This window comes from Mycolicibacterium austroafricanum (assembly GCF_902705885.1).
GTDB lineage: Bacteria > Actinomycetota > Actinomycetes > Mycobacteriales > Mycobacteriaceae > Mycobacterium > Mycobacterium vanbaalenii_A.
Genome location: NZ_CACSIP010000013.1, coordinates 54,608 through 78,995, shown reverse-complemented (window position 1 = coordinate 78,995; position 24,388 = coordinate 54,608). Strand labels below are relative to the sequence as shown.

Sequence of the window (24,388 nt, the reverse complement as noted above, 5' to 3'; positions counted from 1 at the left end):
GCGGCCATCGCCCGTACTCGCACCTCGCGATGTTTCGCGGGACACGATGCGCTGTGTCGACCGCGCTGCCGTGCCGGGACCGAGCGTGGCGGCCGCGTTACAGCAACGGTGTTTTGCTACGACGAGGTTGCCGATCAGCTGACGCAGCCGACTGTCAGCGCACCGTCATGGCGGCCCGGGTCTGGCGTCTTCTCAACGTTTTTGCCCACATTCGGGAATCGTGCCTTAATGTTGCCTGGTCAATGTCTGCGGGTCCGGGGGGAAATTGTCGGTGGCGAAAGCAAACTATGTCGGCCGGGTCGGCGCGCTGGCTGTCGCATTGGGAATCGGGACCGCTGTGGTCACCGCTCCCGGGCAGGTATGGGCTCAGTCCGGCGAGGAGGCGTCCTCCAGTGACACCGCTGACAGCAGCTCCGAGAACACCACCGACAAGCGTTCACAGGAATCAAGGCCGGAGAAAGCGGACGGTGAGGACGCCGACGCCCCGCGGACCGACCCCACCGACGACACCGACGACGATGAGTCGGTCGGTGATGGTGACGAGGACGCCGAAGAGGAGCCGGCGAAGCCACGGAAACGCTCCTCCCGTGAGAGCGAACAGGATGAGACGCAGGAGCGCCTGACCGATTCGTTCAGCGGCGATGCCGACGAGTCCGTACCCGCTGCGGAGCCGGACATTCCGAGGACGGTTCCCGATGAGCAGCCGGCTGTGCAGGGCGACGGCGGACGTGACGTGGTCATTTCCGGGCCCACCGTGCCGGCTCAGGAAACTACGACGGTACCGGCGGTCGAGGAGACGTCCACCACCCCGATCAGCGTCCCTGAGACGGCTTTCGCCCCGCTTTCCAGCGCCACTTCCCCTGAGGGGCCGGCCGAATCACCGCTGCTGTGGGCGGTTCTGGCGTACGCGCGACGCCAGTTCGACCCGCAGAAGGCAAAGATCGGTGAGTCGTGGGCGCAGCCAGGCCTCACCGAACTGGTCGAGGACACAGACAACACGGCTCCCGTGCCCGTAGAGGTGACCACGAGCGATCCAGGCTTTTTCACCGGTTCGGTCAGCGGTCGGGTGACGGCGACGGATCCTGACGGCGACCGGCTCACCTTCACGGGATCGACGGCCACGGACAGGGGTCGGGTGACGGTGTACTCCTCCGGCCGCTTCTCCTACACACCGACCGCTGCTGCCCGGCACGCTGCAGCAGCCGACGACGCCACCGACGAACAGAAGACCACCACCTTCACGGTCACGATCACCGACAGTGCCGGGAACATTGCGACACAGAACGTCAGCGTGGACATCTCGCCGGCCAATGTGGTCCCTTTTGGTGCCCGGGCCCGCGCCAGTGCCGGCAATCTCAGCACCGGATCGGTGATCGTCACGGTCGATGCTTTCGACTTCGACCGCGACACACTCACTTTCACCGGTCCCGCGCCGACCGACAAAGGCGCCGTGGTCGACAACGGCGACGGCACCTTCACCTACACACCCACCGCGGCGGCACGCGCGGCCGCGGGCGAACCGGGCGCACCTGCCTCTGCCCGCACCGACACCTTGGTCTTCACGGTCAGCGACGGGCACGGTGGGATTCGGACCACGACAATCGATGTCGGCGTGACGCCCGTCATCGAGGCAAGCGCGTCGACACCCGGAAAATCCGCCGGGCCCGTCATCGTCGGATCCAACGGCACCATCTACCAGGTGACCTACGACGTGGACCCGACCACGATGTCGCCCATCGGCACCAGGGTCAGCATTCTGGACGAGAACGGGCAGGTGCTGACGACGACAGGCAACATCTCCGGTGCGCCGCGGGAACAGGCGCCTGCGGTGGTGCGCGCCGACGGCAGCCTTGTCCTGGTGACCTACCGCGAGTCCACCAACACGTCGACCATCTCGGCCGTGGACGGCTTCGGGACGGTGAAAACCATCGGGACGGTGATCGGGCAGCCTTCGTTGCCGATGAAGGTGGCGCCGAACGGTTCGGTGTTCCTGCAGACCCGCCAGTTCTCGTTGTCCGGCGATCGCCTCGTCCGCATCTCGGAAACCAACTCCGTAAGGGTGTTTCAGGTCGGCAGAGCCGGCGGAGAGCTGGCCGTGGCGCCGGACGGCAGCGCCTACATCGTGGGCGCAACCCCACTGTTCGGCAATCCGCTGTTGTTGGCAGTCGACCGTGACGGGAACTCGCGACGGGTGTCGCTGCCGTCGGGGACTTCAGCGCCCGAGAACATCGTGATCGGTCCGGACGGTCGCGGATACCTCACGGTCGCGCGAAACTACTTCGGGACCACGACGACTCGCGTCTACACCTTGACCGGGACATCGAATACGGTGCGCGAGATCCCCGGATCTCCGGTCACCGCCGAGATGGTGACTGCCGACGGCGTCTACCAGGCCACCTACGACGAAGCGACCGGCAGAACCTACATCTCGAAGATCACCGCGGACACCATCACGACCTCTGATCCCATCGAGGGCCGAATCTGGAATCCGATCAGCGTGACTGCCGATGGCACCGTGTATGTCCCGGTGCGCGATTCCGCCACCGAGGTGTTCAGCGTTGCCGTCGTCGACAGCGACGGTGGCGTCACCACCGTGGCCGTCCCCGGCGCGATTCCTGCCGTGGTCGGCGATGGTCAGGCGGGCAACCCGAACAGCGGCGAGAGCGGCTACGTCGCCTATACCTCCGGTAGCACCACCTATCTCGCAGTGCTCGATGCCGACGGGACGATCACACGAACGGTGCCCCTCCCCGAGGGCGGCACTGTCGGGAATCCGGTGAGTTTCGCTCCCAACGGCGTGCCTTACCAGGTCATCCAGTTCAAGGATGCACAGGGCAAGGTCACGTCACAGGCCGTGCTCACACTGACCAACGACGCGGTGACCCCGGCACTCCCGGGTGGTCCGCTGCGGCCCAACTTCCCGGGACTGCAATACGGTCCCGATGGCACGGCGTATCTCGTCACCGTCGAATCGGCAACATTCACCCACCACATCCTCGGCTTCGATCAGAACGGCTCGACAGTCGCCACCCTCGACGTCACGGGTGCGCTTGTGCCGCAACAGTCGAACTACGTGTTCGAACAGTCGGCGTTGGCATTCGGCGCCGACGGCACCGCGTACATCACCGTCCGCGGTGCGGATGCCGGGGTGTGGGCCCTGACGCAGGGCGGTGCCAGCCAGGTCCTCGATCTCGACCTGGGCCCGGCTGACACGGTCGAACCGGTCACCTTCGGGCGCGACGGCACGCCGTATGTGACAGTGACGGAACGGGTCGGCACCGGGTATGTCACCACGGTGCACACGGTCACACCGCCCTCGGTGCTGTGAGGGCTAACGGAAACCGGCGAAGAAGCCGCTGACCTCCTCGACGAACAGGGCGGGCTGTTCGAAGGCGGCGAAATGGCCGCCGCGTGGCATGTCGGTCCACCGGGTGATGTTGTAGTTGGCCTCGCACCAATGTCGCGGCGCCCGCAGGATCTCCTTGGGGAAGGCCGCGACGCCGGTGGGTAGCACCACCGGTGCGCCGCCGCCGAAGCTGCCGAAGCTCTCCCAGTACAGCCGGGCCGAGGAGGCGGCTGCGCCGTTGACCCAGTACAGCATCACGTTGTCGAGCAGTTCGTCTTTGGTGAGGATGTTCTCGGGGTGACCATCGCAGTCCATCCACGACCAGAACTTCTCCACGATCCAGGCCAGTTGCCCGGCCGGTGAGTCGACCAGCCCGTAGCCGAGCGTCTGCGGCCGGGTCGCCTGTTGCTTCGAATAGCCCGAATCCCACTGCCGGTAGTAGCCGAGTCGCTCGAGGGCGGCGGCCTCCTCTGAGGTGGGTTCCCGCAGGTCCTTCGGCGGGCGGCCGAACGGCATGTTGGTGTGAATCGCCACGCAGTGTCGGCCGTTGCGGCCGATCGCGGTGGTCACCGCGGCGCCCCAGTCCCCGCCCTGCGCGCCGTAGTGTTTGTAGCCGAGACGGACCATCAGTTCATCCCACGCCTCGGCGATGCGCTCGACGCCCCAGCCCGTGGCGGTCGGCTTGCCGGAGAACCCGTAGCCGGGCAGCGACGGGCAGACGACGTCGAATCCGGCGTCGTTCAGTGGTTCGATCACCTTGTGGAACTCGACCACTGAACCCGGCCAGCCGTGGGTGATCACCAGCGGGAACGCGTTGTCGCGCCCGCATCGCTGGTGAATGAAATGGATTGGCAGACCGTCGATCTCGGTGGTGAACTGGTCGAACCGGTTCAGTGCCGCTTCCCTGGCGCGCCAGTCGTACTCGTCGGCCCAGTACCGCGCGAGCTCCTGGGTGTAGGCCAGGGGGATGCCCTGGCTCCAGTCGTCGACGCATTCGGCCTCGGGCCAGCGGGTGCGTTTCAATCGCGCGGCGAGGTCGACGAGGTCTTCATCGGATACGGCGATTCGGAAAGGCTGGATCTGGGCCATGGTGCAGCAAGGATAATCGTTGGCTGTGGGTACCCCGACTCTCGTCCTGATCGCCGCCACGACGCTTGCGGCGTGTATCTCGCTGGGCGGTGCCGTCTACGAGGCGGTCGTCGTCGACCCCTACTGGCCCAAACGGCCCGGCATCGTGCAATCGCACAACGGTGGCATCTCGCGGGTGCGGTTCTGGCTGCCGGTACACACCGTGTTCGAGGTGCTGCTCGTCGTCACCCTGGTCCTCACCTGGGGGGACGCCGATGTCGGCGCGGCACTGCTGGTGGCCTTGGTCAGCCACGCGGTGATGCGGATCTGGTCGGCCTTCGACCTCCTGCCGAAGGCCGCGGCGTTCGAGCGGAGGGATCCTGCGGACGTCGACGAGGCTGCGGCCGTCCGCTGGACCCGGCGCAGCCTGCTGCGGCTGCCGCTGAGCCTGATCACCTGTGCGGCGATGCTGGCGGCACTCGCGGCCGGATGAGTTCGGAGCCGTTGAGACTGCAGCCACGCGGCTGACTACTCGCACTTTGTCTGCGTGAGCGCCGCCTCAACGTCAATTCGGCAGGCCGATGCGGCGGTAGCGCTCGAACCGGGCAGCGCGCCGCTGTTCGGTCGGGACCGACCGCAACCGATGCAGCTCGTCTGCGATGGTGGCCGACAGCCGACGGGTGAACTCCTCGGGTTCGTCGGCGGCATCGGGTCGCTCGGCGACGATCGCGTCGACGATGCCGTTGCGCAGCAGGTCGGCTGATCGAATGCCTTGTGCAGCAGCGAGTTCCGGTGCGTGCTCGAGATCGCGGAACACGATCGCGCTGGCCCCCTCCGGCGGCAGTGGCGCCAGCCAGCCGTGTAGCGCGGCCAACACCCGGTCCGCGGGCACCATCGCCAGGGCGGGCCCGCCGCTGCCCTGCCCGAGCAGTACCGACACCGTCGGAGTGTCCAGCGTGACCAGTTCGGCCAGGCAGCGGGCGATCTCACCGGCCAGCCCGCCCTGTTCGGCTTCGGTGGACAGCGCCGGTCCGGCGGTGTCGATGACAAGCACGAGCGGCAGCCTCAGGCCGGCGGCCAGCGCCATGCCGCGGCGGGCTTCCCGCAGCGCCGCCGGACCCACCAGGCCACCCACCACCCGCTGCTGGCCCAGCACGACGGCGGGCTGGCCGCCGAATCGGGCGAGCGCCAGCACGGTGGTCGCGGCCTCGCCGCCTCCGGTTCCCGACAGCAGCACCCGTTCGGTGGTGCCGTGCCGCAGCAGGTGGCCGACACCGGGCCGGTCAGGGCGGCGCGAGATCTCCACCGACTGCCAGGCGGGGATGTCCGGAAGTGGTTCGGGCTCGGGTGCCGGTGGTGGTTCCCCGGGCGCGTCGGAGACGACCTTGAGCGTGCGGTCGAGGGTGGACCGCAACACCTCGACGGGGACGACGGCGTCGATGACGCCGTGGCGCTGCAGGTTCTCCGCGGTCTGTACCCCGGACGGAAACGGCTCGCCGTAGAGGTGTTCGTAGACCCGCGGCCCGAGAAACCCGATGAGGGCGCCGGGCTCGGCGGCGGTGACGTGCCCGAGCGAGCCCCACGAGGCGAACACCCCGCCGGTGGTGGGGTGCCGCAGATAAACGAGGTAGGGCAGGTGGGCCTGCTTGTGCAGTTCGACGGCGGCGGCGATCTTGACCATCTGCAGAAACGCCACGGTGCCCTCCTGCATGCGGGTGCCGCCCGAACTCGGCGACGCCAGCAGTGGCAGTTTCTCGGCGGTGGCGCGCAATACCGCCGCGGTGATTCGTTCCGCCGCGGCCACCCCGATCGACCCGGCCAGAAAGTCGAACTCGCAGGCCACCAGCGCCACTCGGCGGCCGAACACCCGGCCTTCCCCGGTCAGCACCGACTCGTCCAGACCGGTCTTCGCGGCGGCGGCGGACAACTCCCGCCGGTAGTCCTGACCGGCACCGATGTCCAGCGGAGGGTCGTCCCAGCTGCGGAAAGACCCCTGGTCCAGCAATGTGTCGCGCAACCTGAGCGCACCGATCCGACTCACACAAGCAGGCTAGAGCGCTTTATATAGGCTTGCGCCCATGATTGGTGTGACCCGTGACGGCGCCGTGATGACCTTGGAGATGCAGCGTGCCGAGCGTCGCAACGCGTTGAACGTCGAACTCGTCGACGCGCTGCGCGACGCCATCGAGAAAGCCGCCGCCGAGGATGTGCGCGCGATCGTGCTCACCGGCCAGGGCCACGTGTTCAGCTCGGGTGCGGATCTGTCCGACGCCGCGGGTGTGGCCGAGGCGCTGCCCGAGAAGGCCAAGGCCCTCAACATCGCGATCGATCAGGCGCCGGTCCCGGTGATCGGCGCGATCAACGGACCCGCGATCGGGGCCGGGGTGATCCTGGCGATGATCTGCGATCTGCGCGTGGTCGCGCCGGAGGCGTACTTCCAGTTCCCGGTCGCCAGGTACGGTCTGGCGCTGGACAACTGGAGCATCCGCCGCTTGACCTCGCTGGTCGGGGCGGGCCGGGCGCGGGGGATGCTGCTGGCCGCCGAGCGGCTCACGGTCGACGTCGCGCTGCAGACCGGGATGGCCAACCGGGTCGGCACCCTCGCCGACGCGCAGGCGTGGGCCGCCGAGATCGCCGGCTTCGCGCCGCTGGCTCTGCAGCACGCCAAGCGGGTGCTCAACGACGACGGTGCCTACGAGGATCCCTGGCCGCAGCATCAGGAACTGTTCGACCGGGCATGGGCGAGCCAGGACGTGATCGAGGCCCAGGTGGCGCGCATCGAGAAGCGCCCGCCACGGTTCCAGGGCGCCTGACGATGTTGCTGGCGGCGCTTCGGTTCGGGTTCGGCACGGCGTCCCTGCTGGCCGGCGGGTGGGTGCTGCGGGCGTTGCACGGAACCCCGGCGGCCCTGGGCGCCGGCCCGGCCGAGATCGCCGCGGTGGCGTCCCGCTCTCCGCACTTTCGCGACGGGGTGTTCACCAACCTCGAGCCGCCGTCGGGCCTGACGATGAATCGTGAAATGCAACGCATGCTGCTGCGCGACCTCGCCAACGCCGGGTCGCACGGCAAACCGCCCGGCCCCATCCCATTGGCCGAGGTACCGCCCGCCGACATCGCGCCGTCACAGGCTGCCGTCAGCTGGTACGGGCACTCCAGCGTGTTGATCGAGATCGACGGCTACCGGGTGCTGGCCGACCCGATCTGGAGCCAGCGCTGCTCGCCGTCGCGCGCCGTAGGCCCCCAGCGGATGCACGACGTGCCGCTGCTGCTGGAGGCGCTGCCCGCCGTGGACGCGGTGGTGATCAGCCACGACCACTACGACCACCTCGACATCGACACGATCGTCGCACTGGCCCGCACTCAGCGCGCGCCCTTTGTGGTGCCGCTGGGAATCGGCGCCCACCTGCGCAAGTGGGGGATACCCGAGGGCCGGATCGTCGAACTCGACTGGGACGAGAGCCACCGGATCGGTGAGCTGACGTTGGTCTGCACCCCGGCCCGGCACTTCTCCGGCCGGCTGCTCGCACGTGACACCACGTTGTGGGCGTCGTGGGTGATCGCCGGGCCGGCGCACCGTGCGTTCTTCGGCGGCGACACCGGGTACACCAAGAGCTTCGCCGAGATCGGGGCCGAGCACGGCCCGTTCGATCTGACGCTGCTGCCGATCGGGGCATACCACCCGGCGTTCGCCGACATCCACATGAACCCCGAGGACGCGGTGCGCGCGCNCCGCGACCTGACCGACGTCGATGCCGGCCTGATGGTGCCGATCCACTGGGCGACCTACCGCCTGGCGCCACACCCGTGGGCGGAGCCGGCCGAGCGGCTGGTGTCGGCTGCCGACGCAGAGCGGGTTCGCATCGTGGTGCCCATTCCGGGTGCGCGGGTCGATTCCGAGTCGACATATGACCCGTGGTGGCGGATGTAGACCGGCCCGACGCGCTACGGTCTGAACATGAAACCCTCGGGCCGGCTGGTGGCGGTCGCATTGCTGGTCACGCTGCTCGCCGGTTGCAGCACCGACGGTGCCGAACCCGCCGGGCCGACGACCTCTGCGTCGCCGTCGGCAGGGCCGTCCCCGGAGTTGCCGCCACCCCTGGTGCCCGCGATGCCGCTGCCCGAGAACGCGGTGGCCGACGCTGTGTCCCAGCTCGACGGCATGGTCGAGGACCTGATGACGAAGTCAGGCGTGCCCGGGATGGCGGTCGCCGTCGTACACGGTGGAGAAACCGTGTACAGCAAGGGTTTCGGCGTCAAGGATGTGCGCAATGGCGACGGACCGGACAACCGGGTGGACCCGGATACCGTGTTCCAGTTGGCGTCGCTGTCGAAGCCGTTGGGCGCGACCGTGGTCGCCCACCAGGTCGGCGAGGGTGCGATCAGCTGGGACACCCCGATCGTCGACCATCTGCCCTGGTTTTCGCTCTCTGATCCCGCCGTCACCAGGATGGTCACCGTCGGCGACATGTATTCGCACCGGTCGGGTCTGCCCGACCACGCCGGCGACCTGCTGGAGGATCTCGGCTACGACCGGCGCCTGGTACTGGAGAAGCTGCGTGAGTACCCGCTCGACCCGTTCCGGATCTCCTACGCATACACCAACTTCGGGTTGACTGCCGGAGCCGAGGCAGTCGCCGTCGCGGCCGGGAGGTCGTGGGAGGAACTCAGCCAGCAGGTGCTGTACCAACCCCTGGGGATGGGTTCGACCAGTTCGCGGTTCGACGAGTACGTGGTCCGAGCGAATCGCGCCGTCGGGCACATCCACGTCGACGGCGGGTACCAACCCGACTTCGTCCGCGACCCGCAGGCCGAGGCGCCCGCCGGCGGGGTCAGCAGTTCGCTCAACGACATGTCGAAGTGGCTGACGATGATGCTCGGCAACGGGAGCTACCAGGGAAAGCAGATCGTCGACCCCGATGCGTTGCTGCCCGCGCTGACCCCGCAGAGCGTGTCGAGTCGGGCGAGCGAACCCGCGATGCGATCGGGCTTCTACGGGTTCGGGTTCAACGTCAACGCGACGGCCTCGGCACGCATGGAGATCTCGCACTCTGGAGCGTTCGAGCTGGGTTCGGGCACGAACTTCGTGATGTTGCCCGCGGCCGACGTGGCGATCGTGGCGCTCACCAACGCCACCCCGTCCGGCGTACCGGAGGCGCTCACGGCCCAGTTCGCCGACCTGGTGCAGTTCGGTGAGGTCCGCGAGGACTGGTACGCGCTCTACAAGGGCGCCTTCGAGGAGATGGAGCAACCCGTCGGGTCGCTGGTCGGTCAGCGACCGCCGGCCGACCCCGCTCCGCCGGCACCGCTGGCGAGTTATGTGGGTCAGTACTCGAATTTCTTCTGGGGTCCGGCAAGGGTGACAGAGGAGGACGGCGGGTTGCAGCTGGCGCTCGGGCCGAAGATGGTGGTGCCGCTGAAGCACTGGGACGGTGACGTGTTCACGTTCTCGTTCGTCACCGAGAACGCGCCGCCGGGCACCATCTCGAAGGCGACGTTCGACGGTGACTGGCTGGAGCTGGAGTACTACGACCAGGACGGCAAAGGAACCTTCACCCGATGAGTAGCGCTGTCGTCGTCGGCCTGTCCGACGACGAAGTCGCCCAGCGCGTCGCCGAGGGCAAGACCAACGACGTCCCCACCCGGGCGGCGCGCAGCGTATCGGAGATCGTCCGCGGCAACGTGTTCACGCGCATCAACGCGATCCTCGGCGTGTTGCTGATCATCGTGCTGTCCACCGGCTCGGTGATCAACGGCGCGTTCGGTCTGTTGATCATCGCCAACAGCGCGATCGGCATCATCCAGGAGCTGCGCGCCAAGCGGACCCTGGACGAACTGGCCATCGTCAGCCAGGCGAAACCGCTGGTGCGCAGGCAATCCGGCACCCACGCGATGGCCCCCAGTGGTGTGGTGCTCGACGACGTCATCGAGCTGGGGCCCGGTGACCAGATCGTGGTGGACGGGGTGGTCCTCGAAGAGGTCAACCTCGAGATCGACGAGTCCCTGTTGACCGGGGAGGCCGACCCGATCGCCAAGGACGCCGGTGACCAGGTGATGTCGGGCAGCTTCGTGGTCGCCGGAACCGGCGCCTACCGCGCCACCAAGGTCGGTCGCGAGGCGTACGCCGCCAAGCTCGCCGAAGAGGCCTCCAAGTTCACGCTGGTGAAATCCGAACTGCGCAGCGGCATCAACAAGATCCTGCAGTTCATCACCTATCTGCTGGTCCCCGCCGGCGCGTTGATCATCTACACCCAGCTGTTCACCACCGGTGCGGGTTGGCAGGAATCGGTGCTGCGGATGGTCGGAGCGCTGGTACCGATGGTCCCCGAGGGGTTGGTGCTGATGACCTCGATCGCGTTCGCGGTCGGGGTGATCCGGCTCGGTCGCAGGCAGTGCCTGGTCAACGAGCTTCCGGCCATCGAGGGGCTGGCCCGCGTCGATGTGGTGTGTGCCGACAAGACCGGAACGCTGACCGAGAACGGGATGCGGGTCTGCGATCTGAAGATGCTGGCCCGAGTTGAAGTGGCCCCAGTAGATGTGGGTGACGTCCTGGCCCAGTTGGCCGCCGACGACCCCCGCCCGAACGCCAGCATGACCGCGATCGCCGAGGCGTTCACCAGTCCGCCCGGCTGGCTCGCCACCGCCACCGCGCCCTTCAAGTCGGCGACCAAATGGAGTGGTACGTCCTACGCGGGGCACGGTGACTGGGTGATCGGCGCGCCGGACGTGCTGCTGGACCCGGCGTCCCCGGCGGCCGAGGCGGCCGAACAGATCGGTGCGCGGGGCCTTCGGGTGTTGCTGCTCGGTTCCAGCGACTGCCCCGTCGACGATCCCGCCGCTCCGGGCACGGTAACCCCCGCGGCGCTGGTGGTGCTCGAGCAGCGCATCCGTCCAGACGCCCGGGACACTCTGGATTACTTTGCCTCACAGCAGGTGTCGGTCAAGGTGATCTCGGGTGACAACGCGGTGTCGGTGGGGGCGGTGGCAGGTTCGCTCGGTCTCGCCGGACACACCATGGATGCCCGTGAACTACCCGAACGCCCCGACGACCTCGCCGACACCCTCGAGGAGTGCACGACGTTCGGCCGGGTGCGGCCCGATCAGAAGCGTGCGATGGTGCACGCGCTGCAGTCACGCGGGCACACCGTCGCGATGACCGGAGACGGCGTGAACGACGTCTTGGCTCTCAAGGACGCCGACATCGGGGTCGCGATGGGTTCGGGGAGCTCGGCGTCGCGGGCGGTGGCGCAGATCGTGTTGCTGGACAACAAGTTCGCCACCCTGCCCTATGTGGTGGGTGAGGGACGCCGGGTCATCGGCAACATCGAGCGCGTTTCGAATCTGTTCCTCACCAAGACGGTCTACTCGGTGTTGCTCGCCGTTCTCGTGGGCCTGGCCGGGCTGTCTGCGGAGTTGTTCGGCTCCGACCCACTGCCCTTCCCGTTCCAGCCCATCCACGTCACCATCGCGGCGTGGTTCACCATCGGGATCCCGGCGTTTGTGCTGTCGTTGGCCCCGAACAAGGAACGGGCCCGCCCGGGCTTCGTGCGGCGGGTGATGACCTCGGCCCTGCCGTCGGGGATCGTCGTCGGCGTCGCGACGTTCACCTCGTACCTGTTGGCCTACGAGGGCCGCGCGGCCACCGAGACCGAGCAGACCCAGGCGTCCACCGCAGCGCTGATCACCCTGCTGGTCGCCGCGTTGTGGGTGCTGGCTGTGGTGGCCAGACCCTACGAGTGGTGGCGGGTGGCGCTGGTCGCGGCGTCCGCCCTGGCCTACCTCGTCATCTTCAGCATCCCGGCGGCTCGGGAGCTGTTCATCCTGGACACGGCCAACGTCGCGGCCACGTCGACGGCCCTGGGCATCGGCCTGCTCGGCGCGCTCGCCATCGAGGTGATCTGGTGGGTACAGGGCGCCGCCCTCGGCGAACGCCGCGGGTTGTGGCGCCAGCGCGAACGGTAGCCTGGGCACATGGGATTTCTCGACAAGGCCAAGGATCTGCTGGGCAAGAACGCCGACAAGGTCGACACCGTGATCGACAAGGCCGGTGACCTCGTCGACAAGAAGACGCAGGGCAAGTACGCCTCGCAGGTGGACAAGGTGCAGGATGCCGCCAAGAAGGCCGTCCAGGACAACACCGCCCCGTCCGGACCGGTGCCGCCCGGACAGCAGTCCGGTCAGCCCCCCACCTCCGAGACACCGCCGGGGACGCCGCAGCAGCAGCAACCCCCGACGGCGCCGCCTTCCTCCTAGGACGGTTCGCGCGTGGCCAAGTTATCGGTCTCCGTCGACGTACCGCTGCCACCGGAGAAGGCATGGGAGAGCGCATCGGATCTGTCCCGCTACCGGGAATGGCTGTCCATCCACCGGGTGTGGCGTTCCACGCTGCCGGACACCATCGAAAAGGGCACGGTTCTGGACTCGATCGTCGAGGTCAAGGGCATGCCCAACCGGATGCGGTGGACGGTCGTGCACTACCGGCCGCCGGAGGCGATGACGCTCAACGGCGACGGCAAGGGCGGCGTGAAGGTCAAGCTGATCGGCAAGGTCAAGCCCAGTGGTGACGATCTGTCCACGGTGACGTTCGACGTGCACCTGGGCGGGCCGGCATTGTTCGGTCCGATCGGGATGGTCGTCGCCAGCTCGTTGAAGGGTGATATCCGGGAGTCTCTGGAGCGCTTCAAGACCGTGTTCGCCTGAGCGGGGTGGCGCGCGAGCAGCTAATTCTCCCTGGCAGCGTGGCCGTGCAGGGCTCGTGCACTGTCGACGGGGGCTCGGCCGAGTACAGGTCGGCGATCTCGGCGGCGTACTTCTGAGCGATCCGTTTGCGTTTGAGCTTCATCGTGAGCGTCATCTCGTCGCCGCCCGGCTCCCAGAAGACCGGTAGCACCGTGAACCGCTCGATCCGCTCCGCGCGGGACAGCTTCGTGTTTCCCCGCCCGACGTCGGTCGCGATCTGCGCGATCACCTCGGCATCGGCGGCCAGTGCCTGCGCGGAGGCGTCGGCGAGACCGTTGCGGGCTGCATAGGCGATCGCGGTTTGCGCGTCGAGCACGATGAGCGCGGTGTTGAAGGAACGAGCGGCGCCGATGGTGGTCATCGCCCCGATCAGATCGCACTCGGCCTTGATCGCCTTCTCGATGCGGCACGGTGACATCGTCGTGCCGGCCGCACTGGTGATCAGTTCCTCCTTGCGGTCGATGATCCACACGTCGCCGTTGTCATCGAGGGTGGCGATGTCGCCGGTGTGCAGCCACCCATCGGAGTCAATGGCCTCGGCGGTCCTCTCGGGTTGGTTGCGATAGCCCCTCATGACCAGCGGCCCGCGAACGAGGAACTCGCCGTCGGAGGCCACCTTTGTCTGCAGGCCGGGCAGTGGTCGTCCGACGGAGCCCAAGACGGCATCGCGGGGGTGGCTAGCGGTTGCGATACCGCTCAGTTCGGACATCCCCCAGACCTCGGTCATCGGCAGGCCCAGGCCGACAAAAAAGGCCAACGTCTCCTTGGGGATGGGGGCGTCCCCGGAGATCAACCACTGGGCGCGATCGAGTCCGACCGCCGCGCGGATCCTGCCGAGCACCAGCTTGTCGGCAAGCGCGTACTGAATTCGGTCGCCGAGGACCGGTCGGCGGCCGTCGAGCAGCGCACGGGCGCGGATGTTCGCCGCGCCCAGCGCCCAGGCGCCCAGTGCCTTCTTCACACCGGTGCGGGCCGCGACCTCGGCTTCTATTTCGGTCCTGAGCTTTTCCCACAGCAGAGGCATTGCGCCCCACACGGTCGGTCGCACATCCGGCAGCGCGGTGAGAATGTCGGCGGTATCCGGAACGACGGTCACCTGAGCTCCGATGACCTCGTGAAGGTAAAGGGCGGTCACTCGGTCGACGGTGTGTGCGGTCGGCAGGAACGAGGTGATCCGGTCCCCGTACCGCAGACCAAGCACCTCGTCGAGGCCGAACACTTCGCACAACAGGTTGGTGTGTGTGGCCTCCACCGCCTTGGGATCACCGGTGGTGCCGGAGGTGTGGATCAGTGTGGCGACGTCGTCGGGCCGCACCGCCTGCCATGTCGCGTCGAAGTCGAAATCCGCTGTGCCACCACCGATGAGATGTTCGACCGAGATGGTGCCGTCGGGGGAGTCATCGATGCAGACGATGACGTCGATCGGTGTGCCGCCGGCTTTTATCCGGTCGACATAGCGATGTTCACAGAACACCAACCTGGTGCCGGTGTTGGCGAACACACGAGCCAGGCGTTCCGCGGTCGACGTGTTGTAGACCGAGAACGAGGTGGCGCCGACGTGCTGCGCGGCGACCTCCAGCGGGTAGAACGCGATCCGGTTGGCCATCATGAACGCCACCGTGTCGCCGCGACCGACACCGAGCGCGGCGAGGCCCGCGGCCACTTGGCGCACGCGGGTCACATAGTCGCGCCACACCAAGGTCTCTGTGTCACCGACCGTGCGCAGTGCCACCGCGTCGGGAGCGATGCATGCGGTGCGTTGAAAGGCTTCCGGAAGGGTGGCCGGGCGGTCGGCAGCCGGCATGGAATTCCTCACTGGATTCTGTATCAGGACGACAGGCCAAGGATAGTCGCGCTCGACGCGAGTCAGCGGCGAAGTCGTCGCCGCACGAGCTTCGCGAATTCCACCGTGGAGCGGCGCACCGACTCGACCTCCAGTGACACCAGCAGGGTGTCCACCATGGCGAACGGCAGCGTGGTGATCACGGCTCCGCGGCCGTACTCGATATGCCAGGAGCCGGGATGAATGGTCAGACCCCGGGCATGTCCCCTCTCCAGGCAGGTGCGCTCACCCGGTAGCAGCGGGGGCAGCGGGGCGGTGTCGTCGGATTCCAGATCATAGGAGTCGATCCGGCCCGCGATGAGGAACTTGTGGATGTCGACGTGCTTGTAGCGACCGGAGAAACCCTGGGTGCCCGTGGGAGACCCGAAGATCACGAGGTATTCGCGCGGGCTGAAGTGCAGGAATCGGACCTTTCCCAGGATTCCGCCGGCCTTGCTGCCCACCCACCGCCCCGGTGCGGCGTCGACGAGGTCGGGATACTCGCCGTTGAGCAACTCCACAGTCCTGGTGATGAGCTCATCGCCGTCGAGTTGCAGACCGGCAATCTGCTTGGCGACGCGATGCAGCACGTTCGGGTCGATCTGGTAGCTCATCGATCGAATTCTAGGGCGCTTTGCGGTGCCGAGATCCATGGTTTTCCCTAGCGAAGTATCCGCAGCGGCAGCTCGGGCAATGTGCAGGTTGCGGACGGCCAGGTGATCTCCGGGATGAATCCGGATACCAGCTCGAACTCCGGTATCCGTGAGAGCCATTCGCTGACAACGAGTTTCAGCTCCATCCGAGCCAGGTGTGAACCCAGGCATCTGTGCGGGCCGCCACCGAAGCCCCAGTGCTTGTGCAGTTTGCCGTCCAGTACGAAGTCGTCGCCGGACTGCGCATCACTGCCGTCGCGGTTGATCGCGCCCAGACACAACCGAACCTCGGCGCCGGCGGGAAGGTCGACGCCCGCGACCGTCACGGGCCGCGTCGTGACCCGACCGACCACCGGCGCCGACGGTTCGAGCCTGATCATCTCCTCGACGAAGGCGGCGATGCCGCCCGGATTCTCGCGCAGTGAGGCGCGCAGTTCCGGCCGTCGTGCCAGCTCCAGCATGGTCGCGCCGATGGTCGAGGTGACGGTGTCGAGACCGGCGAGAACGAACACCAAGGACAGACCGACGGCCTCGGCGTCCGAGAGTGGGTCGTCCCCACGCAGCAGGTCCGACAGCATTCCGTCCCGTGGCTGCGCCCTCAGTGTCGAAACCGCCTCCGTCAGATAGCCGTACAGCTCGGCGGCAGGGGTGAGGTCGACGCTGTCGGGATCGGTGGTGAGACTGAATCCGATGATCGCGTCCTTCCAGGCGATCAGACGGTTTCGGTCCTCGAGCGGCAGCCCGAACAGCGTGAGGAAGACCTGCGACGGGTACGGAGTCGCGAGGTCCGCCATCACCTCACAGTGGTCGCGTCGGGCGATCGACGAGATGATCTCGGCAGCTTGAGCCTGCAGCGACGGCAGCGCCGCGTTCAGGGTCTGGGGGCTGAAGTACGAGTGCAGGATCCGGCGGTACCGGGTGTGTTCCGGTGGGTCGAACCCCAAGGGAACCAACGGCACCGGGCTGATCATCTCGTCGTAACCGATTCTGGACGAGAAGACCTCGGGATCACGCAGCGCGGCGAGCACATCCTCCCGCCGGGTGAGGTAGTACCACCCGTCCCCGTACAGCACCGGACCCAACCGGCGTAGCGCCGCCCACCCCTCGCCGCGGTCGCGCTCCATGGGCAGGTCGGCATAGCGGACATGGGGGAGATCGACCGACGGGTGCGGCACCTGCTCGGCGGTCATTGCCGCACCAGGCCCCGGGGCCGGACCATGCCGAGGTCGTGGTGGGTGACCCACCCGGGTGCGGCGTCGCAGACGTCGGGAATCGCGTTGATCGCACCCATCGCCGTCCAGTTGTAGCCGGGGTGGGCCATCGTCCCGTCGGGCTGCCGGACACCCTGCAGCGTCAGCTCTGTCGGCGGATCTCCGTCGATGACGATCTCGTACCGCGTCTTGCCCCAATCCCATGCCGGCTCCAGTTGTTCGGGCCCGGCGCTCACATAGATGGCATGGAAGACGATCAGCGGCTGTCCACCTACCCATGCTGTCCACTCATGCCGCTGCGCAGCAACCGTTCCGGCCGGAATCGCTCCCTCGTCGTGCGGGATGTCCCGCACCGCCGTCGCGACCGCGACCTCCGCGGCGGTGACCTCGTCGATGGTCACGCCGAGGCCGTCGGCGATCATGTACATCGATTGGGCGAAGAACGGCAGACCGAGACCCAGGATCGTCGGCTCGGCGAGGAACTTTTCCTTGTCCTTGCCGAACCCCATCCAGTCGATGTGGTCGACCGGTGCGTCGTCGAGGATGTTGACCACCTCGTACACGTTGATGGAGTCGACCCGGCTCATCACCCGTGCCAGCGTGAGTGGCAGGACGTCGCCCGCATATCCCGGATGGATGCCTCCACCGTGGAACGACGAGCCGCCCTCCTCGCATGCCGCGCGTATCGCCCTGGCGGGCTCTTCGAAGTCCGGTGAGGGATGGAAGAATCCGCTCGTGGTGACGACATTCTTACCGGACCTCAACAACCGGCACAGGGTGTCGACGTCCATGATGATCGGTGTGTAGAACACACAGTCGGCAACGAGTGCGATCATCGACTCGATGTCGTCGGTTGCGGTGATGCCTGTCGGCGCAATACCGGCGATCTCGCCGGCGTCCCTGCCCACCTTGTCCTTACTGTGGACGAGAACGCCGACGAGGTCATACACGGGGTTGTCAGCGAAGTGGCGGACTCCGACCCGGCCTACGTCGCCGGTCATCCATTGGATCACTCGGTAGGTCTTCATGGGCACCCTCTCAGCTTGTTGACAGAACCCCGCGGGGCAGAAGCGGCGGAAGATCGTTGTAGGTCACGGCCTCGACCGTTCGCCGGGGCTGAATATCACCGGGACCGAGCGGAATCCACGTGTCACGGAGTTGCCGTGGAACTTCGCCTCCTGCCCGGGCGCGATGGTGAAATCGGGCATCCGGGACAGCACCCGCTCGAGACCGACCTGAAATTCGAGTCGCGCGAGATTGGAGCCGAGGCAACGGTGCACCCCGGCGCCGAACCCGAGGTGCCGGTTCTCCCGACGGTCCATGATGCACCGGTGCGCATCGGGGAACTCCTGCTCGTCGCGGTTGGCGGCGGCGTAGTTGACGATCACCGACGCGCCGCGGGCGAAGGTGCATCCACTCATCTCGACTTCTTTGGTGACGGTGCGGGGGATGCCATGGATCGAACCGGCGAACCGGATGAACTCCTCCACCGCTCTGGCCAGCAGCTCTGGTTCTTCGATCAGCCGGTCCCGCTCAGCGGGGTTGGTGGCGAGATAGTGGTAGGCGAAAGACATTGCGCTGGCGGTTGTCTCGAGACCAGCCTGGACCAGCAGCATCGCGTTGGACACGACGTCGGGAAACGACAGTTTCTCACCGTCGATCTCGGCGGACAGCAGTACGTCGATCATGTCGTCTCGGGGCGGCTGATGCACCCGCGTCGTCACAGCGTCGTGCAGATGTTGATACAGCCCACCCCAGGCGCCCATGCGGTCTTGCTCGGTGGCGCCGTTGAGCGAGGTGTCGGTGAGTTCGATGCACAACGCGACATCCTCGACCGGCATGCCGAGCAGGTACTTGAAGAACACGATGCCGGGCTGACGCCAGGCGACCTGCGCGAGATCGCCTGACCCCGACTCGATGAAATCATCGATCAGCTGGTCGGTTTCAGCGCCGATCTCGGGCCGCAGGGCCTTCATCCGCGCCGGCGAGAAGTACGGGTTCAGTACTTTGCGGAACTTCTGCTGCCGCGGCGGGTCGAGCGTGATCACCAGATCACCGGCGAGCTGTTCGGCCCCCTCAGGCGTCGGGTTGCTGGAGAAGTGTTCCCAGTCCTGCAGAATCTTGACGCATTCGGCGTACCGCACCGCCACCCAGGCGCCCGTCGGCGTCGCGCTGAGAAATGGATTGTCGGTGCGGGCGAACGGCGACTGTTGGCGCATCACCGCGTAGACGTCGTACAAGAAGTCGGGATCGTTGAAGTCCTGGTGGCGCAGGTCCCAGTTCTCGGCGTGCGCTTCGAGGTCAGTCATGGATTCCCGGCCTCCTGCTGTTCGGCGGCCCGTCGCGCCTCACGCTCTTCGTGATTGCGCACCAGCTCACGGAAACCGATCCGTTCGTACCTGGGTACGGGCTGGATACCCCATTCGTCGCGGGCGGTGTCCTTGCCCTCGGCGCCTTCCGGCGGACCGAACGCTGGGTACGGAACCTTGCACTCCAGTTCATCGTCGGAGTAGCGGACCTTGAGGAGCTCACTGCAGATCTCAGTGAGGCTCAGCGTCGGGTAGCCGTAGTACACCGCCATGAACGGCAGCGTGAAGGCGCCCTCGATGACGAGCGCGACCAGGCACACCAAAACGGCGCGCTTGATCCACTTGTGCATCCGCGCGTAGTAGGGGGTGGTGCCCGGGGGAAGATCCTCGGGCTTCTCGTCGATGGTCTCGGGTGTGGTGCTCACAGTTACTCCTCGAAGGTGTTCAGTCGGAGAAGATTTCACGATTCACCGTGTGCAGGTACGGGATCGCGAGGAAGGGGGTGATGTAGAAGATGTCGTAGAGCCACCAGCCGATGACCGGGAACACGGTGCCCGCATAACGGACATCGGCGTACATCGTCATGTTGAAGACGTACAGACACCAGATGAGTACGCCCATCCAGCAGGTGATGATCATCCACTGATGGCCCCACCGCTTCATTTGCAGGAAGCCGATCGCCGCGGCGCAACGCATCGCGAAGACGGTGAGGATCATGCCGAACACCATGGATTTCTCGCCGGGTCCGGCGGCACCGCCGACCCACGCTTCGTTGTAGTGCCAGAAGTAGCCGGCGTCGAACATCGCGCCCCAGCCGACCATCAGCACCCGGTTGATCAGGGTGTGGTTGGCGACCAGGTCGAGGGCCCACCCGAGGCTGTTGAGCATGCCGTCGATCAGCACGAGGTAGCCGATGAGCGTGACGATCATCGGTCGGACGGAGTAGCCGGCACGCAGTGCCTGGCGTTGTAGCCACACTCCGCGCATGAAGATGGGAAAGCCGATCAGCCCCGGCGCCCACATCCCCATCAGGCCCGCGCCGACGATCATCCACTTGTCGGCGCGCCGCTGCGCCAGCCGGGACTCCTCATGGTGCCCCTCGAGGCTGATCGAACCCTCGGCTGGAACGGAGGCGGTCACCGCGACCGCCGGCTTCCGTTTGAGGGGAGGGAAATTCACAGATCCCACCAGCCGCGTGTGAACGACATGTAGAGCTGGATCAGGAACATCGTCAGCAGATACCCGTAGATCACGACCTGCAGAATGATCAGGGCCTTCTTGCGGTTCTTTTCCTTCTGATCGACCATGTCGGCGATTCCCTTCTAGCGGTTCGGTCGGGGGCTGTCGGCATCGGCCAGGCTGGCCGCGGCCACCTCGCGCAACCCCTCGGAGATGGCGCCGTCACTGGACAGGGGCGCGAGTACGCATGCCTGTGCGGCTTCCAATTCCGTTGCGCCCGCGGCGATCAGTAGTGCGGCCGTGACCAGAACGCGGGTGGAGGGCGGCTCGAAATGGAACGCCTCGTCCGCCGTCCGGATCGCGGTGGCACATCGGACCAGGCGCTGAGCGGTCGGCAGCCCGATGCCCGCTTCGGCCACGATCACCTCGGCTTCGCGCTCCGGTGGCAGGTAACGCATGGGCAGCGTGACGAACCGCTGTCGGAACGACGGCTTCAGCTCCTTGAGCGAGCTGCGGTAGGCGGGGTTGTACGAAGACACCAGCATGAACGTCTCCGGTGCCTGGACCACTTCCCCGGCGCGATCGAGGTAGAGGGTGCGCCGGTGGTCGGTGAGGGAGTGCAGGACGGCCAGTGAGTCATGCCGCGCTTCGACGACCTCGTCCAGGTAGCAGATCGCACCCGCCTTGACCGCGCGGGTGAGCGGGCCGTCGGTCCACGTGACGTCACCGCCGGTGACCACGAACCGCCCCACCAGATCAGAGCTGGTCAGGTCGTCATGGCAGCTGATGGTGACGACAGGGCGGCCCAGGAGCGTTCCCATGTGCTCGACCAGCCGGGTTTTCCCGCATCCGGTGGGGCCGGTGAGCATCACGGGCAGCCGTTGCCGATAGGCCTGCTCGAACAGCTGGACCTCATTGCCGTTCGCGTAATAGTTGTCGGTATTCATGCGGTCACCAGCTCCCTGTGGACGTGGGCGAGAACACGCGGAAGGTCTTCGACCCGGCGGATTCGCTGGGACCGTCGCGGCCCGAAGACTTCAGGAAGGGGATCGACCCGGGTCGGGCCGACGCCGACGTAGTACATGCAGACACCGGCGTCATTGGCTTCCTCGACGGCGTGGGCGGCGTCCGCCCAGGCGTACCGCCCTTCGTAGCCCTCATCGGAGATCAGGCCGTCGCCGATGACGATCAGCAGACGTCGTTCACTCGGCTGAGCGAGAAGGCGACTCGTCATGTGGCGCAGCGGCGCACCGAGCCGGGTGTAGCCGCCGGTGGCCAGACCGAGACTGCCGGGCGGGACGAACCGGCGATCGGGGAAGTCCTTGAGGCAGGTGACCTCGACACGGTGCCGGGTGTTCCCGGTGAAGGTGAAGATGCCGTGCCGCTCGCGGGCCGACGTCATCGCTCGGGACAGCGCGTCAGCGCAGGCCAGTTCGAGTTTGAAGACCGAACCGCCGTGCACTCCGAGCGAGGAGCTGCCGTCGAGGAGCACCGCCGTCGTGACGTCGCGGCAGGCGGGCAGCAGTTCGCGGAAGATGCGCGGCTCCACCGCCTCACCGGTGGTCACGTCGATGTAATGGCTGACGTACTGGTCGATGTCGATATCGGATCCGTCTTCCAGCCGGTTCGTCATCGCACGGTGGGTGTTCTTCTCGAACCACCTGCGGATGTCGACGGCGATGGCGCCGGGCGGTCCGCCGCTGCCGTTGTGTGCCTGCTCGAGCACAGCGACGTGATCGGGCATGAAGCTCTCGGTCCACGCATTCCATTCCGGGTACGGGATACCGGGGCGGTGCTCCGGGGTGACGTCGAGGTCGTTGTCCTGCGGGCGGCTCGGTGGCGGCAGGTTCGGATTGCGTACCCCGCCATCGCCGCCTGCCGGGACCGAATGCGGTTGCGGTGCCCGTTTCTGGTTCGTCGTCCACGGCAGGCGCCCGAAGGAGCGTCGCAGCTTGTCCGACAGTCCCTGCGGCATCGTGTACGCCCGCGGCAAGCTGCCCAGGATAGGGTCGACGACAAGCGGATGCTTGGTGCGGGCCAACACGACCGCGCGGTTGAGCATCTCTTTGGCGTCCATATCGGCCGATGAGATCTCGAGGTCGGGGAGAAGGCGCCGCATCTCGGTGAGCAGCCCGGGCCAGTTGGCGGCTATCCACCCGAGGGCGACGCCGGCCTCGACGAGCGCGAGCGCGCTCAGTTCACGCCCGGACAGTTCGTTGAGTCGATAGTCGGTGAGTCGATCCTTGGAGGGCGAACACTGCAGGGCTACACCGCATGTCAGTGTCCGGCGTGTCCACAGACGATCTGTCACCGGGTAGGGAACATGCACCACGTCGAGCATCGAACTCAAACCGAAGCCACGGTGCTGCCCGGTGACCAGATGCGCACCGGTGCGGCGCTGCTCGCTCAGCGCGACGGCGCTCAGGGCGCAACTGCGCTCGATCGCCATGGCGTGCGCGTCGGAGAGTTCAGACATCGCGTGTCCGGCCTCAGAAGGTGCCGATATTGGAGAACATCCAGTACCAGAACCAGATGATGAGTGCGGTTCCGCCCCAGGCGGCCACGTAGCGCAGTATCTCCCAGATCCAGCCGCCCACGTCAGTTCTCCTCGTAGCTGGGGTTGGTCATCGGACCTCCAGTCGTCGATTGGCATTGAGTGTCGTCAATGAGTGAAGTCATTACAGCTAGTCGGAGAAGATTTCACGGTTCACCGAGTGGAGGTACGGGATCGCGAGGAAGGGGGTGATGTAGAAGATGTCGTAGAGCCACCATCCGACGACGGGCAGCACGACGCCGGCAAACCGGACATCGGCGTACATCGTCATGTTGAACACGTACAGGCACCAGATGAGGATGCCCATCCAACATGTGATGATCATCCACTGGTGGCCCCATCGCTTCATCTGGAGGAAACCGATGGCTGCCGCGATACGCATGGTGAAGACGGTCAGGATCATGCCGACTTCCATGGCCTTTTCACCGGGCCCGGCGGCGCCACCCAACCAGAGCTCGTTGTAGTGCCAGAAGTAGCCGGCGTCGAACATCGCCCCCCAGCCGTTCAACAGGATTCGGGCGAGGATGGTGTGGTTGGCGACCAGGTCCAGGGCCCATCCGACGGTGTTGATCGCCGCGTCGATGATGACGAGATAGCCGATCAGGGTCACCAGCATCGGGCGCACGGACAGGCCTTGGCGTTGCGCCCTGCGGAGCAACCAGACGCCCCTCAGGAACAGTGGGAGGCCGAAGATTCCCAGAGCGGCGGTCCCGATCAGAAGGCTGCCGGAAATGAGCCATTTGTCCGCCTGGCGCTGTGCCCGCTGGGACGCCTCCATGTGTTCGTCGAGTCCACTCGGGGAGCGTGTGGGGGTGGCCGCACCGCCGGAATCCCGGCGCCCTCCGACCGTGGGCAGCTTCATGCGAGCTGACTATAGTCAATGAAACGAAGGAGTCAATCCGCTACTCCGCGCAGATGCTGCGCAATGTCCGCGCCAGGTACTCATCGAGCATCGCGGCCTGGCCGGGCCACTCGTGCGTGGTAGTCAGTAGCGCGTACAGACCGAGCAGGAAGAACACCGCGCAGTTCATCGGGTCGGCATCCGGATCAACCGTGCCCAGTGTTCGGGCGTGCTCGATCTCTTGGGCCACCGCGACGACCACGGGATGGTGGTCGACCGCCTCGGCTGGCGGTCGCGTCTGTGAGAAGTGCAGAGCAAGAAAATCTTTGAACAACAGCGCACCGAGTCGACGTTCCAATCCCATCACCAGTCGGACCGACTCGTGGAGGATGGATTCCAGATCGCGAGGTGAGCGGGCGAAGCGGGTGAGTTGCTTGGCAATGCGCTCCTCTTCGCGGCGCTCCAACTCCAGTAGCACGTGTTCCTTTGTCCGGAAATGAAAGAAGAACGTGCCGTGCGCGACCCCGGCGGCCGACACTATGGCACCGACGTCTGCCGCGGCGAGTCCTGACCGCTTGAACTCGGCGATTGCTGCTCCCAACAACCGTTCGCGAGTCTGGAGGCGCCGCGTCTGCCGGAGAGAGGGCCTGCCTACCAGTGCCATTCGCG

At 66.6% G+C, this 24,388-nt stretch carries 22 protein-coding genes; 8 read left to right on the top strand and 14 right to left on the bottom strand.

Annotated features, from left to right (window positions below):
- Positions 1-271: 271 nt before the first annotated feature.
- Complete coding sequence (locus BEMPMBAN_RS10995) at positions 272-3,328, top strand: cadherin-like domain-containing protein (protein WP_159230422.1); 3,057 nt, start codon at positions 272-274, stop codon at positions 3,326-3,328.
- A gap of 3 nt (positions 3,329-3,331) precedes the next feature.
- Here the strand turns inward: BEMPMBAN_RS10995 and BEMPMBAN_RS10990 are convergent, their stop codons facing one another.
- The gene (locus BEMPMBAN_RS10990; protein WP_159230421.1) at positions 3,332-4,435 is read right to left on the bottom strand and encodes an epoxide hydrolase family protein; all 1,104 of its coding nucleotides are present in this window, start codon (positions 4,433-4,435) and stop codon (positions 3,332-3,334) included.
- 25 nt (positions 4,436-4,460) lie between these two features.
- On the opposite strand from BEMPMBAN_RS10990, the gene BEMPMBAN_RS10985 reads away from it, so the two are divergent.
- Positions 4,461-4,907 carry a hypothetical protein gene (locus BEMPMBAN_RS10985; protein WP_159230420.1) on the top strand — a complete coding sequence of 149 codons (447 nt, stop codon included), beginning with the start codon at positions 4,461-4,463 and terminating at the stop codon, positions 4,905-4,907.
- A 72-nt stretch (positions 4,908-4,979) separates the two neighbouring features.
- On the opposite strand, the gene BEMPMBAN_RS10980 is transcribed toward BEMPMBAN_RS10985, so the two are convergent.
- Positions 4,980-6,455 (bottom strand): acetyl-coenzyme A carboxylase carboxyl transferase subunits beta/alpha, encoded by a 1,476-nt coding sequence (locus BEMPMBAN_RS10980; protein ID WP_159230419.1) that lies wholly within the window; start codon positions 6,453-6,455, stop codon positions 4,980-4,982.
- A 37-nt stretch (positions 6,456-6,492) separates the two neighbouring features.
- Here BEMPMBAN_RS10980 and BEMPMBAN_RS10975 point away from each other — a divergent pair, with 37 nt between their 5' ends.
- The 6 genes from BEMPMBAN_RS10975 (at position 6,493) to BEMPMBAN_RS10950 (ending at position 13,111) form a co-directional block, all read left to right on the top strand.
- Complete coding sequence (locus BEMPMBAN_RS10975) at positions 6,493-7,227, top strand: enoyl-CoA hydratase (protein WP_159230418.1); 735 nt, start codon at positions 6,493-6,495, stop codon at positions 7,225-7,227.
- A 2-nt stretch (positions 7,228-7,229) separates the two neighbouring features.
- Positions 7,230-8,342 carry an MBL fold metallo-hydrolase gene (locus tag BEMPMBAN_RS10970; RefSeq protein WP_159230417.1) on the top strand — a complete coding sequence of 371 codons (1,113 nt, stop codon included), beginning with the start codon at positions 7,230-7,232 and terminating at the stop codon, positions 8,340-8,342.
- Between the two features lie 27 nt (positions 8,343-8,369).
- Positions 8,370-9,974, top strand: a complete 1,605-nt coding sequence (locus BEMPMBAN_RS10965) for a serine hydrolase (RefSeq protein ID WP_159230416.1) — start codon at positions 8,370-8,372, stop codon at positions 9,972-9,974.
- Entirely contained in the window at positions 9,971-12,373 is a 2,403-nt protein-coding gene (locus BEMPMBAN_RS10960; protein WP_159230415.1) for a cation-translocating P-type ATPase, read from the top strand. The genes BEMPMBAN_RS10965 and BEMPMBAN_RS10960 overlap by 4 nt, the downstream gene beginning before the upstream one ends.
- Positions 12,374-12,382: 9 nt before the next feature.
- Entirely contained in the window at positions 12,383-12,664 is a 282-nt protein-coding gene (locus BEMPMBAN_RS10955; RefSeq protein WP_159230414.1) for an antitoxin, read from the top strand.
- 12 nt (positions 12,665-12,676) lie between these two features.
- Positions 12,677-13,111 carry a type II toxin-antitoxin system Rv0910 family toxin gene (locus tag BEMPMBAN_RS10950; RefSeq protein ID WP_159230413.1) on the top strand — a complete coding sequence of 145 codons (435 nt, stop codon included), beginning with the start codon at positions 12,677-12,679 and terminating at the stop codon, positions 13,109-13,111.
- Here BEMPMBAN_RS10950 and BEMPMBAN_RS10945 read toward each other — a convergent pair.
- From BEMPMBAN_RS10945 to BEMPMBAN_RS10895, 12 genes are all read right to left on the bottom strand, one after another.
- Positions 13,092-14,954, bottom strand: coding sequence for an AMP-binding protein (locus tag BEMPMBAN_RS10945; protein ID WP_159230412.1), 1,863 nt, complete (start codon positions 14,952-14,954; stop codon positions 13,092-13,094). The genes BEMPMBAN_RS10950 and BEMPMBAN_RS10945 overlap by 20 nt on opposite strands.
- Before the next feature lie 62 nt (positions 14,955-15,016).
- Complete coding sequence (locus BEMPMBAN_RS10940) at positions 15,017-15,586, bottom strand: isomerase (protein WP_159230411.1); 570 nt, start codon at positions 15,584-15,586, stop codon at positions 15,017-15,019.
- Positions 15,587-15,633: 47 nt separating this feature from the next.
- Positions 15,634-16,815, bottom strand: coding sequence for a cytochrome P450 (locus tag BEMPMBAN_RS10935; RefSeq protein WP_159230410.1), 1,182 nt, complete (start codon positions 16,813-16,815; stop codon positions 15,634-15,636).
- Positions 16,812-17,864 (bottom strand): NAD(P)H-dependent amine dehydrogenase family protein, encoded by a 1,053-nt coding sequence (locus tag BEMPMBAN_RS10930; protein WP_425294962.1) that lies wholly within the window; start codon positions 17,862-17,864, stop codon positions 16,812-16,814. Before BEMPMBAN_RS10930 ends, BEMPMBAN_RS10935 begins: the two co-directional genes overlap by 4 nt.
- 63 nt (positions 17,865-17,927) lie before the next feature.
- Positions 17,928-19,145: a cytochrome P450 gene (locus tag BEMPMBAN_RS10925; RefSeq protein WP_159230408.1), complete on the bottom strand. Its 1,218-nt coding sequence runs from the start codon at positions 19,143-19,145 to the stop codon at positions 17,928-17,930.
- A complete protein-coding gene (locus tag BEMPMBAN_RS10920; protein ID WP_159230407.1) occupies positions 19,142-19,570 on the bottom strand; it encodes a hypothetical protein in 429 nt (142 codons plus the stop codon). The genes BEMPMBAN_RS10925 and BEMPMBAN_RS10920 overlap by 4 nt, the downstream gene beginning before the upstream one ends.
- 19 nt (positions 19,571-19,589) lie before the next feature.
- The gene (locus tag BEMPMBAN_RS10915) at positions 19,590-20,324 is read right to left on the bottom strand and encodes a hypothetical protein (RefSeq protein ID WP_234897403.1); all 735 of its coding nucleotides are present in this window, start codon (positions 20,322-20,324) and stop codon (positions 19,590-19,592) included.
- Positions 20,321-20,452, bottom strand: coding sequence for a hypothetical protein (locus tag BEMPMBAN_RS32945; RefSeq protein ID WP_272818853.1), 132 nt, complete (start codon positions 20,450-20,452; stop codon positions 20,321-20,323). Before BEMPMBAN_RS32945 ends, BEMPMBAN_RS10915 begins: the two co-directional genes overlap by 4 nt.
- A gap of 15 nt (positions 20,453-20,467) precedes the next feature.
- Positions 20,468-21,271 carry a CbbQ/NirQ/NorQ/GpvN family protein gene (locus tag BEMPMBAN_RS10910; RefSeq protein ID WP_159230406.1) on the bottom strand — a complete coding sequence of 268 codons (804 nt, stop codon included), beginning with the start codon at positions 21,269-21,271 and terminating at the stop codon, positions 20,468-20,470.
- Positions 21,268-22,800 carry a nitric oxide reductase activation protein NorD gene (locus BEMPMBAN_RS10905; RefSeq protein WP_159230405.1) on the bottom strand — a complete coding sequence of 511 codons (1,533 nt, stop codon included), beginning with the start codon at positions 22,798-22,800 and terminating at the stop codon, positions 21,268-21,270. Before BEMPMBAN_RS10905 ends, BEMPMBAN_RS10910 begins: the two co-directional genes overlap by 4 nt.
- 208 nt (positions 22,801-23,008) lie before the next feature.
- On the bottom strand, positions 23,009-23,656 hold the full coding sequence (locus tag BEMPMBAN_RS10900) for a hypothetical protein (RefSeq protein WP_425294964.1): 648 nt from the start codon (positions 23,654-23,656) through the stop codon (positions 23,009-23,011).
- Between the two features lie 124 nt (positions 23,657-23,780).
- Positions 23,781-24,383, bottom strand: a complete 603-nt coding sequence (locus BEMPMBAN_RS10895) for a TetR/AcrR family transcriptional regulator (RefSeq protein WP_159230403.1) — start codon at positions 24,381-24,383, stop codon at positions 23,781-23,783.
- Positions 24,384-24,388 lie beyond the last annotated feature (5 nt).